The organism is Maribellus mangrovi (assembly GCF_037646455.1).
GTDB classification, from domain to species: domain Bacteria; phylum Bacteroidota; class Bacteroidia; order Bacteroidales; family Prolixibacteraceae; genus Draconibacterium; species Draconibacterium mangrovi_A.
In genome coordinates, this window is record NZ_JBBIXN010000001.1 from 1,123,026 (window position 1) to 1,143,873 (window position 20,848).

The following is a 20,848-nucleotide window of genomic DNA, read 5'->3' on the forward strand; positions in this document are numbered from 1 at the left end:
ACGCAGTGTTAAGCGCGGCCTGAGCTGAGGCCTGGTTATCGTCGGCATCGTAAATGTCACAGGCGTTAACGGTCTCGTTCGCTGGAGGTGTCAGGGTCAGTGGAACCGGTGGAGTTACCGTGAAGGTAGCATCGAAAGTAGGACTTTCACAAAGATCACTTACGCTCCAGGTTACGATTGCCGTTCCGCCGCCGCAAAGCGTTGGGATCGTCTGGCTGCCTCCGTCATTGACGACCTGTGGATCACAACCGCCCTGAACATCTGCCTGCAATAGAACATCGGCAAGCCAAGCCGTGTAGGCTGCGTCAATAGCCGCCTGGTCGGCATAATCACAGGCATCTAGTATCGTGTCATTTGGCTCTGTAAAGGTTACTTCTGGTGCATCCAAGGTAATCGTCTGAACACAAGTTGCTGAGTTATTACATGAATCAACAACTGTAAAAGTTCGAGTAATCACTATTGGACATGGTCCACTTTGGCTATCCTGGTAACTCAAAGAAAGGATACCACAATTATCGGTAGCTACGCCACCTACTAGATTAAACTCAGCAATTGTTATTGTTTGCAAAGTCGATGAGAATGCAAAGCCGCTTAGTGTATCCAGTCCTGAAATATCACAAGCAATGGAGTTGATATCCGTTGGACAGCTGATCACCGGATCTACCGTATCATCTACTGTGATCGTTTGGGTACAACTATTCGAATTGCCACAACTATCGGTAACCGTATAAGTTCGTGTTAAGGTCATTGGACAGGTACCGCTGGTGGTAGCAACTACCTCAAAGGTTTCAATACCACAATTATCAGTAGCTGTGTTACCCGCTGCAATAAATTCTGTCAGAGTGGTATAAACCGGGTAAGAAGCAGTATCCCCAACACAATCCAATGTTGCACCTGCAGGACAAGAAATTACCGGAGCTTCGGTATCATCTACTGTGATCGTCTGGATACAACTGTTCGAATTGCCACAACTATCGGTAACCGTATAAGTTCTGGTTAAGGTCATTGGACAGGTACCACTGGTGGTAGCAACTACCTCAAAGGTTTCAATACCACAATTATCAGTAGCTGTGTTACCCGCTGCAATAAAGTCTGTCAGAGTGGTATAAACCGGGTAAGAAGTAGTATCCCCAACACAATCCAATGTTGCACCTGCAGGACAAGTGATTTGAGGAGCTTCCTGATCGTCAACTGTAATCGTTTGGGTACAGCTATTCGAATTGCCACAACTATCGGTAACTGTATAGGTTCGTGTTAAGGTCATTGGACAGGTACCACTGGTAGAGGTTACCACCTCGAAGGTTTCAATTCCACAGTTATCGGTAGCTGTGTTGCCCGCTGCTATAAAGTCAGCTAATGCAGTATAAATTGGATAAGATGCTGTATCTCCAACACATTCCAGGGTAGCATCTGCAGGACAGCTGATCACAGGTTCCACCGTATCATCAACTGTTATGGTCTGTGTACAACTGTTGGAATTGCCGCAACTGTCTGTCACCGTATAAGTACGTGTCAGTGTCATAGGGCAGGTGCCAGTTGTCGTTACTTCCACCTCAAAGGTCTCTATTCCGCAGTTATCGGTGGCCGTGTTTCCGGCGTCTATAAAGTCGGCTAAAGTATAGTAGATAGGGTAAGATGCTGTATCGCCAACACATTCCAATGTCGCTCCTGCTGGACAGCTGATCACCGGATCTTCAGTATCTTCAATCGTAATCGTTTGTGTACAAGATGTTGAATTACCACAAGTATCTATGGCTGTGAAGGTTCTGCTTACAATAACCGGACAACTTCCACTTTGAGCATCCTGATAGGTTATTTCGAATATACCACAATTATCAGTGGCGGTTCCACCCATCGAGTTATAGGTGCTTAAAGAAATGGTTGTGGCACTGGTTGAATACAAAAGTCCAGTTGCCGATGCCAAGGACGTGACATCACAAGCCATCACATTATCATCAGCTGGACAACTAATAACCGGGCTTATTGTATCATTAATGGTAATTGTCTGTTCACAACTGTTTGTGTTTCCACATGTATCTACCACAGTAAAAATACGAGTCACCACTATCGGACAACTTCCACTTTGAGAATCCTGATAACTTAACTCATATATGCCGCAATTGTCTGTGGCGGTTCCCCCCATTGAAGTGAAAGTTGAAACAGCTATTGTTTGTAATGTGGTTGAATAAGGTAAACCTGTGGCAGCGTTAACATCAGCAACACTACAAGCAATAACATCATTTGCTGTCGGACAACTTATTTCCGGACTTATGGTATCCGTTATGGAAATAGTTTGTATGCAGTTAGTTGAATTACCACAGCTGTCAATTGCAGTGAATGTTCTTGTTACAACAATCGGACAGTTTCCACTTTGAGTATCCTGATAACTTAACTCAAAAATACCACAATTATCGGTGGCTGTTCCACCAAGTGAAGTAAATGCAGCCATGGAAACCGTTTGTGTAGTTGTTGAGAAAGGTAATCCTGTAACGCTATTAATATTGGAAACACCACATACAATTACTGTAGAATCCACTGGACAGCTTATCACAGGATCTAGTGTATCATCAACCGTTATAGTCTGAGTACAGGTGGCCGAATTACCGCAACTATCTGTAACAGTATAGGTTCGGGTTAATGTCATTGGACAGGTGCCAATGGTAGATGTTACTACCTCGAAGGTTTCTATACCGCAGTTATCTGTGGCAGTATTACCGGCTGTAATAAAATCAGCCAGAGTGGTATAAACCGGGTAAGAGGTAGTATCACCAACACATTCCAGGGTAGCATCTGCAGGACAACTGATAACAGGATCAACTGTATCATCAACTGTGATGGTCTGTGTACAACTATTAGAATTACCACAACTATCGGTAATCGTGTAAGTACGCTCCAGTATCATCGGGCAGCTGCCACTGGTGCTGGTTGTTACCTCGAAGGTTTCGATGCCACAGTTATCTGAAGCAGTGTTTCCGGCTGCTGTAAAGTCAGCTAATGTATAGTAAATCGGGTATGAAGCTGTATCGCCTACACAATCCAATGTAGCATCTGCAGGACAGGTGATCACAGGATCTTCCTGGTCATCAACAGTAATCGTCTGTGTGCAGGTGGCTGAGTTTCCACAACTATCGGTTACTGTGTAGGTCCGTGTAATAATCATCGGACAAGATCCACTAACAGCCTCTGTAGCAGTAAATGTTTCTATTCCGCAGTTATCTGATGCTGAATTCCCCGCTGCAATAAAATCAGCCAAGGTCGTATGAATTGGAATGCCAGCGGTATCACCTACACATTCCAATGTGGTATCAGACGGACACGTGATCTGAGGAATTTCGATATCGTCAACGGTGATTGTCTGTACACAACTGTTAGAATTACCACAACTATCAGTTACTGTGTAGGTCCGTGTAATAATCATCGGACAAGATCCACTAACAGCCTCTGTAGCAGTAAATGTTTCTATTCCGCAGTTATCTGATGCTGAATTCCCTGCTGCTATAAAATCAACCAAAGTAGTATGAATTGGTATACCAGCGGTATCGCCCACACATTCAAGTGTGGTGTCGGACGGACAATTTATAATAGGAAGTTCAGTATCGTTAATTGTAATTGTCTGTGTACAGCTTGAATTATTTCCTACCGCATCATACAAGGTCCAGGTACGGGTTACAACAGTAGGGCACGATCCTGTAGACGCATCATAATAATTTACTGCAACAATTCCACAATTGTCCGTTGCATTCCCCTGGTTGGTCGCATCCGAAAATTCACCATAAGAAGAAATAGCTGTATCCAATGAGAATATAGGACCTGTTATAATACTTTCATCACAACCTTCCAAATCCCTTGGAACGGCACAGGAAATTATATCCGGAGGAGTGGTATCTATTACAGTGATTTCATGCCAGCAGGTATCAGCACCTGATACATTCGTTGCTATCCATGTAATGCGTGAGGTCCCATATTGAAAGTAATAAGGTCCAATCGGATCAGCATCCTCGAAAACATTCTTAGTATAAGTAACTGTTAAGCCAATACTACCATCCGGATCAATAATAGTATAGGTCCACTCAATTGGTGGAATACCTTCTATTAATTTAGCACCTCCGGGATCGTAAAATTGTTCACAAATCAAAGTGGTATCATCAGGACAGTCGATAACCGGAGGACCTGTAACTTCTACAGTAAAACTACAATTTACACGATTTCCATTTCCATCTTCGAAATAATAAGTAATTGTGGTAACACCAATATCATAGGTGTTTTCACCGGTTAGCAAGTTAATATCTGAAGGATCACCGTAAATAGAATCCAGGTTGCCGGAAGGATCCAGAATCGTATAGGTAAGAATGGAATCACAGTTATCCTGATAGCGTGGTAAACCTACCTCAACTCCTGATGCAAAGGTTTGATTAAAATCGGCAGGAACTTCTACGGATGGTGGACATTCAAGTACAGGTTTCAGGTCAAACACTTCAAAAGTCTGAACACAAGTAGTATCGTTACCAGAATTATCAGAGATGGTCCAGGTAACTGTATGCTGCCCAATCGGGTAATAACCACTGGCATCGGTAGAATCGGTTCCAGCAGCATATGGGCTGTCATGATTTATGGAATAGCTTGCTGTCAAACAATGATCCTCTATCGTTGGAGGAAGAATATCAATCCAGGCATCGCAGGAGAAAGAATCAACGGTTTCATTGGCAGGATTTGGCGGACAGGTGTACACTTGCCAAGGTATATCAACATGTAATATGGTTACGGTAAATGCGCAACTCACCGAATGGCCATCAGGATCGCTTATTGTATACGTTACCGTATTCACTCCAACCGGAAATTCCAGATCGCCCGGAACAGTATCAACTCCCGTTGTATTCCAGTCGCCAAATTCCGATTCTATGAAATAGCTTAGTGTTAAAGAATCCTCGTCCCAACAGGTAAAAGTAATTTCGGGAACCGGTGGCAGAACAGTCGTTTTCGAACAACGATCTGTCGATAAAGTCTCTGTTACATCGTAAACACCATCGCAATTTATCTCCGGTGGCAAAACACTCTCGATGGTTACTGTAAACGAACAGCTGGCACTGTTGCCATCAGGATCGCTGATTATATAGCTTACGGTTGAAACGCCGGGATTGAATTCGAAATCAACCGGTACGTACCCCGTATCAGAAGCGGATGTTGCCCCGCTTATGGTATAAGAAAGGATCAACGAATCCTCGTCCCAACAGGTAAAAGTAATGTTGGGAACCGGTGGCAGAACAGTAGTTTTCGAACAACTGTCCTCTGATAAGGTCTCTGCTACATCGTAAACCCCATCGCAATCGATCTCCGGAGATTTAACACTCTCGATAGTTACTGTAAACGGACAGCTTGCACTGTTGCCATCCGGGTCGGTAACTATATAGGTTACGGTTGAAACGCCGGGATTGAATTCGAAATCCGCTGGTACATACCCCGTATCGGAAGCTGTTGTTGCCCCGCTTATAGTATAAGAAAGGGTCAACGAATCTTCGTCCCAACAGGTAAAAGTAATGTTGGGAACCGGTGGCAGAACAGTCGTTTTCGAACAACTATCTGCCGAAAGGGTCTCTGCTACATCGTAAACGCCGTCGCAATCCAGTTCAGGTGGCGTTATATTCACAATAGTTACATTAAATGAACAGGTTTCGCTGTTTCCATCCGGATCGCTAACCAGGTATGTTACGGTTGAAGTTCCAGTCCCAAATACAGTATTCACTGGTACAAAACCATTTCCTGAGCCTGTTGTTGCCCCTGTTATAGTATAGTTGATTGTTAGTGAAGCATAATCCCAGCAGTTGTCATAAAAATTGGGTATCGGCAATGAAGTTGGTGTTTTTGAGCAACTATCAAGCGATAGAGTTTCTGTTACGTCATCGATCAGATCACACTCGATAATTGGAGGTATTGTATCTACAATAGTAACCGTAAAATCACAACTATCAGTTAAACCGGCATCGTCGGTTACGGTATAGATTACAGTGGTTGTTCCTACCGGGAAGCTCATTCCTGTAACCGTTCCTGTTCCACTATCGTTGGAACCATCCGGAAGCAAGCGTTCGTATGTCAATTCAGGAATTGAACAGTCGTCGGAATATATTGGATCGAGGATCGCAGTCGGAGTTTTTGAACAACTATCTGCAGCAGCTATTTCAGATGCATCATCAGGACATGTTATTGTTGGAGGAATTGAATCGACTATGGTAAATGTCGCAACAGTCTGATCTGTATTTCCACAAGCATCGGTAACCGTAAAGGTGACTGTAATGGTATTGTTTTGCGGATCACCCGACCAAACCGCCGTTGCTGTATCTGCAGTCCAGATTAAACTGTCAGGATGATCGCAGTCATCACTTGCACCTGCGCCTCCGTAAATTGCCAGCCAGTTAAGATAATCTGTATTATCATTTGGATCTAACGAATAACAATCTGAAGATGCATCTGCTGCTTCCGGGCTGATTATCGGAGGCACATCATCTTCAATAACAATATACGCAGAATCGATAGTTGGATTACCACAGATATCGTAGGCCGTGAAATGGACTACTTCAACATGTCCACAACCCGGATCAAAAGGTGTGTAATCGTCTTCAACGCTGGTACTACCCGTAGTGTCTGCTTCATCGTAGGCAGAAGCTTCAGCCAGCCAGAGTGCTATCTGCTCTTCAAAGTCGGTGGCACTACAATCAAGGAAGAGTGTATCCGGAACGATCATTACGGCAGGTCCTACTGAATCTAGACCTACATTGAAATAGTATTCGTCGGTATTACAACCTACTCCTGTAGAAACTTCTGCTACCCGCACACCGAATCTTCCCAATCCCGGTGGCTGATACGTAGGTCCTGTTTCATCGGGAATCGGGGTTCCATCCTCATAAAGCCACTGATAAGTATAAACAAGATCAGGGTCCTCGAATGGTATCTGGGCAGTGATCGGTGGTATATTATCCTCACAAATTGCTGTAAGATCCTGATCAAGATGAACCTTAACCGGCGGTAAAACATTCACGATGACTTCATCACAATCGGTTGCAGGATCACCATCACACTCAGGTGCTCCAAGTAAAGTACCACAAACCTGGTATTTTATCAGAGCCGGAGTAACAGAATCCGGAGTAAAAACAGGATTCTCAACATCGCTTAAATCCAGGTAACGCATCAAACTGTCCGCTCCTGAAGGATAACTTACCGACCATTCAATGGTCGACGGTTCTAAGCCGCTAACATGCAAGTCGCCTTCACATTCCACATCAGCACGTGTGGTCAGCGAATCAGCCGTAATCGCACCGGCAATGGATCGAATTTCATACCAAGGTTTGTCTTCTCCCGGTTTACAGAAGGTCAATGTATAGAATTGTCCACCCTGCAAACAAATAACCTGTCCAAGTTCGTACTGCTCATCTGAACAATCGATACGGAAATATTCAGATCCCTGAGGCGGTGCCGGGCTGTATATATCCATAACGAGTCCAACAGCATTTTCATCCAGGTATACGTTAAAGGCAATACAACCATAAGCAGTGTTATGGTCAGTGAACAAACAACAGGCTCCTTCACGTTCCAGCCACTTTTCATTCAGTATCCAAACACTGTCAGGTGCATTGTTCAAATCTGCCAGTCGATAAGGAACCGTATCCTGACAATAGTTACAGTTAGTCAAATCGTTGACAGCAATAAAATGCGAACACGTGGTATGATTTCCACAACGGTCATACACCTCATAAGTCCTGTATACAGTATCGGGGCAAAAACCGGCTACACCGTCATCTGTAAAAATATACTGTTCATCCACCAGGAATACGGTATCTATACCACACTCATCGTAAAAGGTAATACCTTCAAGTGTTGTGTAAGGATTCCAGATATCATCAGGAGTCTCAACGACTGTATCATTACAAGTTAATACTGGAGGGGTATTATCTCTTACATATATCGTTTGAACATCCCTGATTACAAGACCAACAGAATCTTTTGCAGTCCAGGTCCTTTGGATCGTATAGTTATACTGACAAGTTCCTTGTATAATAACATCCGTATAACTGACCGCAACTTCACTGCAGTTATCCAAAGCAACGGGTATTCCCGTGTTCGACGGCAAAGTAAGATCAACACACGATTCTAAGTTCAGAATACTGTTGAAAATGGTTTCATCAACCCACTGCGGTGCTTCCTGATCTTCAATGGTTACTTGTTGATTTGCAGTGGAATAATTTCCGGTGCTATCTGTAAATACCCAGGTTACGGTGGTCAGTCCCTGGTCATTAATGGGGAAAGGAGTTATGGTTGTTCCGTAAATCGTATCGTTACAGTTATCTATCGCATATGGAGTTATTGGAGTGGTGTCGCACTGTGCTGTTATATTTGTTAACACAGGAGCAACAGGTGGCGTATTATCCACTAATGTCACATCAAAAGAACATGTCGAAGAATTCCCATTCTCATCGGTAACCGAATAAACGACAGTTGTCACTCCTAATGGGAAAGTTGCTCCGGGACTGTGTGTGGATGACCATACCAGGCTATCAGCCGGTGAACAGTTGTCCTGAGCTACCGGTTCAGTCCAGTTAACCACAGCACCACAGTCCGCATCGTCGGCATCTGTGGTAGCATTTACAAACGACGGGCAACTTCCGATAACCGGAGAAATTGTATCTTCAATTGATACGGTAAAACTACAGTCGGTTGAAAGACCAAAGGTATCCGTTGCAGTATAAGTTACCGTGGTGATACCATTATTAAACTGACGCGATCCGATGATACCAAAACCACTACCTGTTGTTGCACCACTCAGGCTCCAGGTAATGTCCACACTACCACAATTATCCGATACAGTTGGACCAGGAACTGTAAGTGTTTTTGTGCAGTTATTATTACTGTAATCAGAAATATCGCCCGGGCATGTGATTTGTGGAGCAATGGTATCAGTTATAGTAACAGTTACCTGGCACGTAGCCTGGTTACCGACAGAATCTTCAGCAGTAAAGGTTACAATTGTGGTTCCGATCGGATAAATACCGCTAGCATCGGCGCCACCTGCAGGATAAATATCGTTGGTTATAATGTAACAATCGCCGCAATTATCAGCACAGCCCAAAGCAGTCAAACTAACCGTGGCCTCACAAGTGCCGGGATCTACTTCCTGTGTGACATCCACCGGACAGGTTATCACCGGATCCTGGGTATCTTCAATGATTACACGTTGGGGCTGAGTTGCTACCAGTGTATCGTAGGTATAGGTCCAGGTAATAATATATTCGCCTTGCTGATTATATGTTAAAGGATCACTTGTAGTCGCTAACATGGTATCAGTTCCACACATTGTGGCTTTAGGGGTAACAGATATGGTGGTATCGCACTGTGCTGTTATGTTTGGTAAGTTTTGAATAACCGCTACAGGAGGTGATGAACTGGTAATATTTACGGTTTGCCATTGTTCAGTTTTATTTCCTGAAGCATCAGTGTAGACCCACAATATATAGTAGGTGCCAAGTTCAGTATAAGTCGTTGCTGAATCGGTAGTAACCGTGACGGTACCACAATTGTCACTAGCTGTCGGAGTATTTACGTTTGTTACGACACATACATCACCGTTTCTATCCGGCAACGGATCAATATCAGGTACAGGAGATGTAGTATCCACTACTGTTACGATCTGATCACAGGTTGCTATAAGCCCACCATTGTCAGTAACGGTCCAGGTAATGGTGTTTGAGCCAAATGGGATCGCTGCCGGGGCATTATTTGTAACAGAAGCCACACCGCAATTATCATCAGCTACAGGTGGATTCAGAACAATACCGGTGGCCTCACAGGCATCATCATCGGCATAAACCGTTGTATCATTAGCACAGATTATCGTTGGATTCTCTGCATCTGCTACAGTTACGAGTTGCTGACAGGTAGCTGAGTTGCCGCTGGTATCAGTAGCTGTCCAGGTAACAATTGTATTTCCCAGCGAGAAGATGGTATCCGCATCGTTGGTAAAGCTAATTGTACTGCAATTATCCGAACCCGTTGGAGTACCCAATGCTACGTTTGTTGCATCGCATGAACCAATATCGGCAGTTGCGTTTACTGCCGGCGGGCAAGTTATGGTTGGTTCCTGGTTATCTACAATAACCACCACGGTTGAACAGGAGTCAGCATTACCGCTGTTATCAGTAACAACATGAGTAACGATAGTAACACCGGCCGGGTAAACAGCCGGAGCGTCATTGGTCAGACTTGCTACACCACAGTTATCATCAGTGGTAACGTTTCCTAAATTAACGACTGTTGCTTCACAGGTTCCATTGCTAGTATTGCCCCAAACGGTATCCACGCAGCTAATTGTCGGATCTTCATCGTCTTCAACAGTTACATTAAACTGGCAGCTTGATTTATTACCGTACTCATCGGCAGCTGTTGCTATAACTGTAGTTGTTCCATTATTAAAATTATGCGGGAAAGTGATGGGATTTCCAAATCCGTCGGTGTAGGTGAGGGTTAGATTATTGCTACAAACATCGGTAGCACTGGCGGCCAGATCCAGATTAGCCGTACAAACATCCGGATCAGCGCTTACGGTCGTATCATTCGGGCAGTCAATTACAGGCGGAATCCGATCACGAACAGTAACTGTAGCCTGACAGCTTGCAGTATTACCACTGGTATCACTAACCGTCAAAGTAACCGTATTAGGACCGATATCTGCACAGGTAAAAGCCGTATCACTGGTACTGAAAGTAACCTCCGTACAGAGATCATACGAATTGCCATTCACGGCGTCATGTGCAATTGAAACATTTCCTGCGCTGTCGAGATCTACGGTAATGTTTTTACAGTCAGCAACCGGAGGAGTAACGTCCTCCACAGTAACAGTAGCAGTACATTGATCTTTATTACCATAACCATCGGTCACGGTAAGGGTAACTACATTGTCGCCCAGATCATCACAATAGAAATTTCGTTTGCTTGTAACATAAGTCACACCACCAGCACAATCATCGAAGGAACCGGAATCAACTGCACTTGCCGATATGGCCGCTTCCCCCAAATGATCAAGTTGAATGGTGATGTCATGACAGACTGCAGTAGGAGGAATGCTATCGATTACCTCAACATAGAAGACGCAAACGGCAGTACTGTCATTTGCATCTTTAACTGTATAAAAAATCTGGGTACGACCGGCATTAAACCTAAAAGTACCAATCTGTCCGGTATCAGCAGCCGAAGTTGCCCCTCCCATTTGCCAGGTAAGGATCGGATCAGGACAATTATCATCAAATGTTAGCGGAGGTATGGTAACCTCACCCGTACAATCGTTTTGATCAGTTTGTCCTATCATGTCTGAAGGACAATCAAAAATAACCGGTTTTTCTGAGTCATAGACAATGACATAGAATGAGCAAAAATTCTCATTTCCTGAAGCATCGGTAGCAGTCCAGGTAATAAAGTGCTCCCCTACATCGAAAACTTCTCCGGCAAGTGAACTCGTATTATTATAATCGTTAACAAAGCTAACAACGGCACAATTATCGCTTGCAGTAGCAGTAGTCTTCAAAGCATTATCGTTTGCAGGTGCGTCATAATAGCACACTCCGGGATCAGAATAATAAATCAATGTATCATAAATGCAGGTCACGACAGGTAATTCCGCATCCACAACGGTAACAACCTGAATACAAGTAGTGCTGTTTCCGCCAGCATCGCTTACCGTCCAGGTAACATTTGTTGTACCAACCGGGAAACTTGCAGGTGCATTGTTGCTAATAACTAAACTTGTTTGTGATGTACAATTATCAGTTGCTGTTGGCTGATCAGTTAAGGATAATGCGGCAGAACATTGACCGGCATCGTTATCTACCGATATACTGTCAGGACAATAGGTGATCGACGGAGCTTCATTATCGATAACTGTTATTATCTGCTCACAGGTCGCTGTATTACCTGAGGCATCCTGAGCAGTCCAGGTTATTGTATGACTTCCTACAGGAACCGTGTTGGATGGGAACAGTACATCAAAATTATTGTTGATGTTAATATCTCCCGGAGCGGTACAATTGTCGGTTGCAGTTGGTAAAATGACCAGATCTGATCCCTGTATAGTAGCCGTACAAAGTGAACCATCAGTATTTGAAAAAAATGTATCAGGACAGGTAATGATTACAGGATCTTCAGTATCTCCGTTTACAATGGTCCCTGAATAAATTGGATTGATACACGGTGCCCCAGTTGTAGTTACGGTATAATTAAATGTCCCGGTTTCTGTTGGAGTTCCGCTAATCGTAAACGTTCCGGAGCTATACACCCCAACTGGTCCAGCGGGAAGACCTGTAACCTGAGCTCCGGTGGCAGCCCCTCCGATACTGAATACAATATCCTCCAATGGTGCAAAAGTACATAAAGAGGTATCCGCATTTCCTGAAACCAGAGTAATGGTTCCGTTATCGAGCACAGTAATTGTTCCGCTCAGTGATGGATTATCACACCATGATCCTACAGTGGCCACAGTATAGGGGAATACACCCACCTGAGTTGGGGTGCCGCTAATCGTGAACGTGGTGCCGCTAAAGGATGAGTCTACTCCGGTTGGTAATGTTCCTGTAAAATCAATACCGGTTGCTGCCCCACCTATTTCAATGGTAATACTGGTGAGGGCATTATTCGTACATACAGAATCAAGCAGGCTTCCTCCTGTTAATGCAATTGTTGCATAATCTTCTACCGTAAGCGTTCCGGCAGTTGCGATAGTCGAATCACAAGTATATCCCGTTAAGCCACTCAATATAACATCGTAATCACCGGCATCGGCTAAAGCAATCCCTGTAAAAGAGATAGAACTATTTGTTTCTCCCGGGATTTCCACCCCATATTTCCTCCACTGGTAAGAAAGTTGTGTTGCGGGCTCTGCTACGATCGAAAGCGTAATATCGTCTCCCACACAAACCGTATCAGAGGAAATTGGTGTTGTAATACTGATATTCTGGTCAACATTCAGGGTGATCTCTTCGGAAAGAACAGTTGAACATTCTGAAGCACCGCCGACTTCAACATAATAAATACCATCATCCGATGCATTTACACTGCTAAACTGGAGCGTGGCTGTTGAACTTCCCGAAATAGTACCGCCATCTGTTAGCAGCGTTCCGGGTGCAGTTCCTTTATACCATTGGTAAGTTAGGTTGTCACCTATCGCAACGACAGAAAGAGTTGCAGGATCGAGGTTACAAACACCGGTATTGACAGGTTGTGTCGTGATCTGAACCTCTTTTTGGATGGTAAGGATCAGTGTATCCTTATCTGGTCCGCAAGAGTTTACAGGATCATCAGTGGTATAGATGAGGTATACCTGGCCATTGGCAATATCGCTGCTACCAGGATTGTAATTGGTACCGGGTGCAGTATTATCATCGAAAGTACCATCCCCACTGGTACTCCAGGTTGCAGAACCTGCAGATCCTCCGATCGATCCGCTTACTGCGAAGGTTCCACCCGAACAAATAGTTTGATCGTCACCTGCATCAGCGCTTGGCATCAAATCGATATTGAGTAACATGGTGTCTGAAACAGCTCCGCAGCTTGTTCCCGGATCATTAGTTTTAAGGATCATTTGGATCGTTCCAAATTCGCCGGATCCCGGCGTATACACTGCATTCAGTTTTGTATTATCATCAAAGTTGCCCGATCCATTATGTGACCATGAACCAGAAATAGCACTTCCACCTATCGAACCATCCAGTACTACCGGAGATGCACCGCAAATGGTTTGATCCAGCCCGGCATTTATAGTTGCAGCCTCATTTATCGTTATGATCACCTGTGCAGAAACAGCATGACACGGTGCCCCGGGATCATCGGAGGTCAGTGTAAGGGTAACGCTGCCATCTGCAATATCACTTGCTCCGGGTGTATACGTTGTATTCAAAACTGCCGGATCAGCAAATGTTCCCGTTCCTCCACTCCAGGTACCGGTAGTAATAACAGGATCTGTTATAGTACCCGCCATAGTCACAACCTCCCCTTCGCATATGGTTTGTGGTAAACCAGCATTTACAACTGGCAGTGGATCAATGCTTATTAAAACAGTATCTGAAACCGGACCACAACTTCCTGCCGGATCATCGCTTGTCAGGATCAATTCTACTGAACCTGTTGTAATATCTCCTGAACCGGGCGTATAAACCGCATTAAATAGTGATGAATTATCAAAATCGCCATCTCCCAAAGTCGACCAGGTTACAGATGAAGCAGCTCCACCGTATGAACCCGACAAATTTGCCACATCATCCTCACAAATGTTTTGATCGCTTCCCGCATCAACCGTTGGTATCGGATCAATGGTTATTGTAACATTATCCGGAACAATATTGCAAGGTCCATTTGGATCGGGAGTAAGGGTAAGAATCACAGATCCTGCTGAAATTTCATCAGCACTCGGTGTATATACGGCATTTAAATCAGTTGCAACATCAAAAGTACCGGTACCACCACTCCAGGTGGCTGTTAAAGCTCCACCGCTAAGTGTTCCGTTAAGAGTGGTACTTCCATCGGCACACATCGTCTGATCTGCTCCGGCATTCGCAGTTGGAAGTGGATCAACCGTGATCGGCTCTGACACGTTTAAAGTTTGTGGACAGGAAGGCCCTGAGGTATAGTCTGCACTCACCAGGTATAAAGTGGCGCCAGAAATTAGCACACCTGTCGTAAATGTACCCGAACCTGAATCATCAAGGTCTACCGTACTATTTGCTCCTCCATCGATATTGTAAGTTACTGTTGTGTTAGCAGTCCCGGTCAAAGTAACTGTTGTAGTCTCCCCTGAACACACTGAACCACCGGTCGAAACAACAGCAGCGTCAGGATAAGGCAATACACGAATCATCACTGTATCCGAAACCATATTACAACCTACAACACTCACATCTGACTTTAGGACAACATAAAAATCACCGGTAACTCCACCGGGTAAAGTATAAGTCGTGGTTAATTTATCCTGTCCTAAGCTACCACCTGAAAGATTAACCCAATCCCATGTTTTTTTATCAGCTTCAATAACGGCAGTACCATCTACTGTTCCGGTCAGTGTAACACTACCTGTACCTAAACATACAACGGCATCAGGTCCTGCATTAACCCATGCATCTGCTGTTGAAACATTAACCGGGAAGATTACAGGTTGACTTGGGCCACAAACGTTATTGGCTGTCACACTAACGTCCCCACTCTGGCCCGTAAGTGGAACCGTAACTGAAAGAGAAGTAGTTCCCTGTCCTGAATTGATAATCCAACCTGAAGGAACATCCCAGTCATAGTAGTCTGCACCATTATTTACTGTTGTATACACGGTTGAAAGTTCCGGACAAATGGATATTAATCCGTCAATCGAGTCCGGTGCACTTGGAGGAGCAGCAACAACACTAACCGGCCAATCGCTTGAGCCACTGCTTATACCACAACCATTTTCAGCAGTCACACTAATCGTACCGCCGGTACCACTATTGGTAATATCGACCGAAGTTGTTCCGTTTCCACTACTTATGGATAAGCCGCCGGAAACACTCCAATTATAGGTTGTTGCAAAATCTACCGGATCTATGCTGTAGGTTCCTGTAGATCCATCGCATAGATCGGAAACTCCTGTAATGACTCCCGGAACTTCAGGTATCCCCGGATCGACGGTTACCGCCAGGGTTTGTGCCGGTCCTGTTCCACATGAACTTGTTGCGGTTACACTAATGTTGCCATTATCGCCATAGTTTCCTCCGGTAACAGTTATTGATGTTGTTCCCTGCCCTGCTGTAATGTTCCAGCCTGAAGGAACGGTCCATGTATACGAAGTTGCATCGGTAACTGCACTTATACTGTATGTTAAACCTGTTGTTCCGGGACAGGTTGATAAATCTCCGCTTATGGTAAGTGGTTGTGCCGGTGTAGCCGGAAGAACAATAACATCTACATCGGCACAACCGGTGGTATTGCAATCACCCTCAGCACGTACATAAAAAGTTGTCGTTGTTCCTGCTGGCGGATTTACAGAAATACTGCTTCCGCTGCCAACAGAAGTCCCGCCGCACGAGCCGGTATACCATTGCCATGTAGCTCCAGTGCCCAGTGAACCGTCAGTTACCGTAAGTGTTTTGCTGGTACCGAAGCAGGTATTGTTATTCGTAACATTTATAGTAGTTGGAGCTATTGATTCGCTGCTCACCGTTACGCCCAGCGTGCGAGCAGAACTTGTACCGCACGAGTTTGATGCCGTGACCGATATGTTTCCATTATCGCCAAAAGCTCCGGCAGTTACTTCGATAGATGTACCCAGATCATTGGTAATCGACCAACTTCCGGATGGTACTGTCCAATTATAGGATGTTGCACCTGCAACAGCTGAAATACTGTAAATTAATCCGGTAGTTCCCTCGCAAACCGTAATGTCACCGGTAATGGCTCCCGGTACCGCAGGTGTTCCCGGATTGACCGTCATGGTGATCGGGGAACTTGTGGCTGTAGAACTTGTTACACAATCTTCACTGGATGTCATTACCACCGTGATCACGTCGTTATTTGCAAGGTTGTTAGTTGTAAATACCGGGCTGTTAGTACCCACATTTGATCCGTTTTTCTTCCATTGGTAGGAAGGACTGGAACCTCCGCTTGTTGGTGTGGCGGTAAAGGTTACGCTTGTCCCAGGACAAATATCGTTAACAGATTCCAATATACTTACTGAAGGCGTCAGTAATGGATTAACTGTTATTGGAACCGCATTACTGGTTGCTGTGGCCGGTGAGGGACAGGTTGCACTTGAAGTAACCACCAGGTAAACCTGGTCTCCGTCGTTTAGTGATGATGATGCATAACTAGAAGCGGTAGAGACCGGTGATCCATTCAGGTACCACTGGTAACCAGGAGAAGAACCTTCGTTTTGAATAGAGCTGATGGTAAATGTAACTGCATCGCCATCACAAATATCGTTATCAGAAGCAGCAATAGAAACCGTTGGTGTTACCAACGGATTTACCGTCATGGTAATTGTGTTACTGGTAGTTGTGGCCGGACAGGTGGCATCGGAAGTTACATCAAGTGTTACTTTATCATTATTGGAAAGGGTGCTGTTGATGTAGGTCGTTCCTGTACCTACATTTACACCATTCAACTTCCACTGATAAGAAGGACTTGAACCGGCATTACTGACATTTGCAGTAAAGGTTACCGGTGTTGTTTCGCAGATGGTGGTTCCTTCACTGGAAGATATTGAAACAATTGGAGTAATAATAGGATTAACCGTGATGGTAAATGTCTGAGTCGCTCCTGAGCAATCAATGCCATTATTCGAATAAACAGGGGTAACTATAATTGTTGCAACTTGTCCCGATCCACCGGTATTGGATACTGTAAATGATGGAATATTACCAGAACCGCTTGCTGCTAAACCAATACTTGTATTACTGTTTGTCCAGTCGTAACGGGTTCCTGTTCCTGTAAAGTTAATAGAAGCTGTATTTGTCCCATGACAAAGTTCCTGATCAGAAACTGCATTAACAGTTGGTGTTGGATTAACTGTAATGGTGAATGTTTCCGTGGCACCGTTACAACTAACTCCGTTGTTCGTGTACACAGGTGTTACCGTTATGGTTGCAACAACAGGTGAATTACCTCCGTTTGTGGCAGTAAAAGATCCAATATTTCCTGTCCCGTTTGCTGAAAGGCCTATTGATGTATTATTGTTTGTCCAACTGTAAGAAGTTGCAGTTCCGGAAAATGAAACGGTTGTTGTCCCATCTCCATTACAGACAGTTTGATCAGAAACTGCATTAACAGTTGGTGTTGGATTAACTGTAATGGTGAATGTTTCCGTGGCACCGTTACAACTAACTCCGTTGTTCGTGTACACAGGTGTTACCGTTATGGTTGCAACAACAGGCGAATTACCTCCGTTTGTGGCAGTAAAAGATCCAATATTTCCTGTCCCGTTTGCTGAAAGGCCTATTGATGTATTATCGTTTGTCCAACTGTAAGAAGTTGCAGTTCCGGAAAATGAAACGGTTGTTGTCCCATCTCCATTACAAACGGTTTGATTAGACACTCCATCTACTGTTGGAATTGGGTTTACTGTAATATCAATTTGATCTGTGGCAGTAAATCCATTTCCATCAGTTAAGGTTACGGTATATATCCCGGAATATGACGTTGACGCACTGCTAATGGTCGGATTTTGCTGTGTTGATGTGTATGCATTTGGACCGGTCCAGGAATAACTGAGTGGAGCATCCCCTGAACCACTGGCTGTTAAATTAATGTCATCGTCGTCACAAATCGTTGTATTCGTTGCAGAAGCAGTTACCGTTGGCGGGGCAAGCGTAATTCCGGAAAACTGTAGACTTGTTCCCGCCACACCTGTAACTGAAATTGTGTTGGAACCCGCAGCACCATATTTTACCCATGGTAAACTTCCATCCCAAATCCCCATGGCAATTGCAGATTCACTACCATTAATATCGGTATTTGAATAAGTAAACGTTGCATTATAAACCGGATTTGTAATGCCACTGGTATTTACTTCCCAGTATCGGGTAAGATAATTATTGGTGTTGGCATTGTTCGGGTGCATCGCATCAGTGGTCAATACTTCAATATAGGCACCTGCAGCAACCGAACCAGATGTAAGATTAATGGTGACAGGAATTGAGTTGCCCGAACCATCATCCAACTGAATAGTAAACGAACCTGTTCCCGTGACTTCCTTTTGAATTGCATATCCGTTTAAATCGATCGTTGTGGCGCCATTCAGTGATAATTGATTAATTTTCACATCACTCTCCAAGACAAGATCTGCATTGGCACTGGAAGTTACCTGATCAAGTGCAATATCGCTTGAAATATTAAAGACAGAATTCGAAGGAGTAAATGCATTTCCAAACTGGAAAGTACCGCCGGTTGTATTTTTTGTTCCTGTTCCACTTAAAAGTCCCAGGTCTAATTCGGTAGAAGCATTACTTGGCCTTTCGAATACGATAGTTCCTCCTGAAAAATCAAAATTACCGGCCGCCGTTACGTGAAGTGAACCAGTACCACTTTCTCCATTTCCAACAGTAGATAAAGTAACAGTCCCCGCAGAAATTTCAATACCAGATGTAATCCCGGATATCAATGTCCCAGCAGCTGAATTATATAGCCTTCCGGCGATATTCACATTTCCTCCCGATACTATAAAAGCACCATCAACCTGAGTGTGTACCTCATTCCCTGAAGTATTCCCGAAATTAGCTGTACCGGAACTAACGCGGATCAGTCCTTCATTCGTTATCGTGAAATTACCGGTTGTCAGTGTTCCTCCGGTCACATCAAAACCTGCATCCTTTTCAATGTCCAATCCTAATGAAGAATTTACCGTGAAGCTACCACTTCCAGGAACCGTAATCAAACCACTTGTCATCGTTAGACTACCCCCACTTGTTACAGAATTGGTTCCAGTTATTGTGAGGGTAGTATTAAGGCTTCCTTTACTAATAATCAGCTCTTCGAAATCTGTATTTCCTGAAATGGTTACACTATTATTTCCGGTAAATTCAATTATCCCGTTGGTTCCACCTTCATAGTTACCATTGTTGGTCCAGTCTCCATAAACATGTAAAGTAGTAGCCCCTGAATGATCGAGCGAACCGCCACTCGCTATATCGATATCGAGTACACTAGATGATCCATCAACAGTAACTGTAATTCCATTCGGGATTGTGACATTGTCAGAAGCTGTCGGTGGTCCAGCACCACCCCATGTTGCAGGATCGCTCCAATTACCGGATTGCACCGCTGTAAAGTCCGCTGCAGCAGATTTCAAACCGACAATGACTTCTTCCCCAATTTCCTCCGGCTCCTCACCCGTAACCTGAATATAGCGTTTCACTTCAGTAACATTTCCATAAACATCAGCAATACTATAGGTACGTGTAATGGTGTAAGGACAGCGGATATCGCTACTGGTCTGGCGTACATAACGGAAGCTTTCGAAATCAACAGCACAGTTATCGCTTACTGTTCCTCCGGCTTGTTCAAAATGTTCCCAGTCGGTAAAAGCATCTTCCACCTCTTCGCCACAAACAATAACAATGGGTTCAGGGGCTGATAGTTCGGGGGCTTCCCTATCAACAACACTAACCGTAAACCTGTGCGTGGTTTCATTTAAGCCATCACTGATGCGGTACTCAACTTCGGTATCACCCACGAGGAAATCATCTCCCGAAGAGTGACTCGATTGAATAACCAAATTATCGTTCGATACACAGTTATCGGATACGATAGGTTCGGTCCAGCTTACTTTGGCATAACACTCACCCGGAATGTTTGAAACAGTGATGTTTCCGGGTGAATAAATCAGACGGGGAACCTGGTTATCGCTCACCGTAACCGTAAAAGAGCAGAAGATTGGATTGTTGTAACGCGTTCTGCCGCGGTAGGTAATTACGGTGGTTCCTTCGTTGAATACGTAAGAACTGAGTTGATTCACACCCGAGCTTGGCGACTGATCGCGGGTGGCACCTGTCATTTGCCAGGTCAGTGAAGTGATGATGTTGTCGGGATCTGAAATGGCCAGACCTGAGGTAACGAGGGCATCGCAGGAATTCAGGTCGGTATATACTAAAAGGTCTTCCGGACAAACGAGGTTTATTGTATCGTCTTGTGTGAGTTGTTGTCCGGAACCTTCTGAATAAATTGATAATGGATAATTCGGCGACACATTACTTCCATGTACGGAAGCAGTTCCCATAAGCACAGCAATAGCGGCCATAAACAATACAGCTATTTTTAAAGTCTGGTTATGTGGTTGTTTAGTCACCTAATAGTTATTAAGGCT

The 20,848-nt window shown here is 44.4% G+C and carries 1 protein-coding gene; it reads right to left on the reverse strand.

The window, feature by feature from the left end; translation table 11 throughout:
• Positions 1-20,830 (reverse strand): HYR domain-containing protein (locus tag WFY05_RS04210; RefSeq protein ID WP_340111476.1); only part of this gene is annotated, 20,830 nt, incomplete at its 3' end.
• Positions 20,831-20,848: the final 18 nt, after the last annotated feature.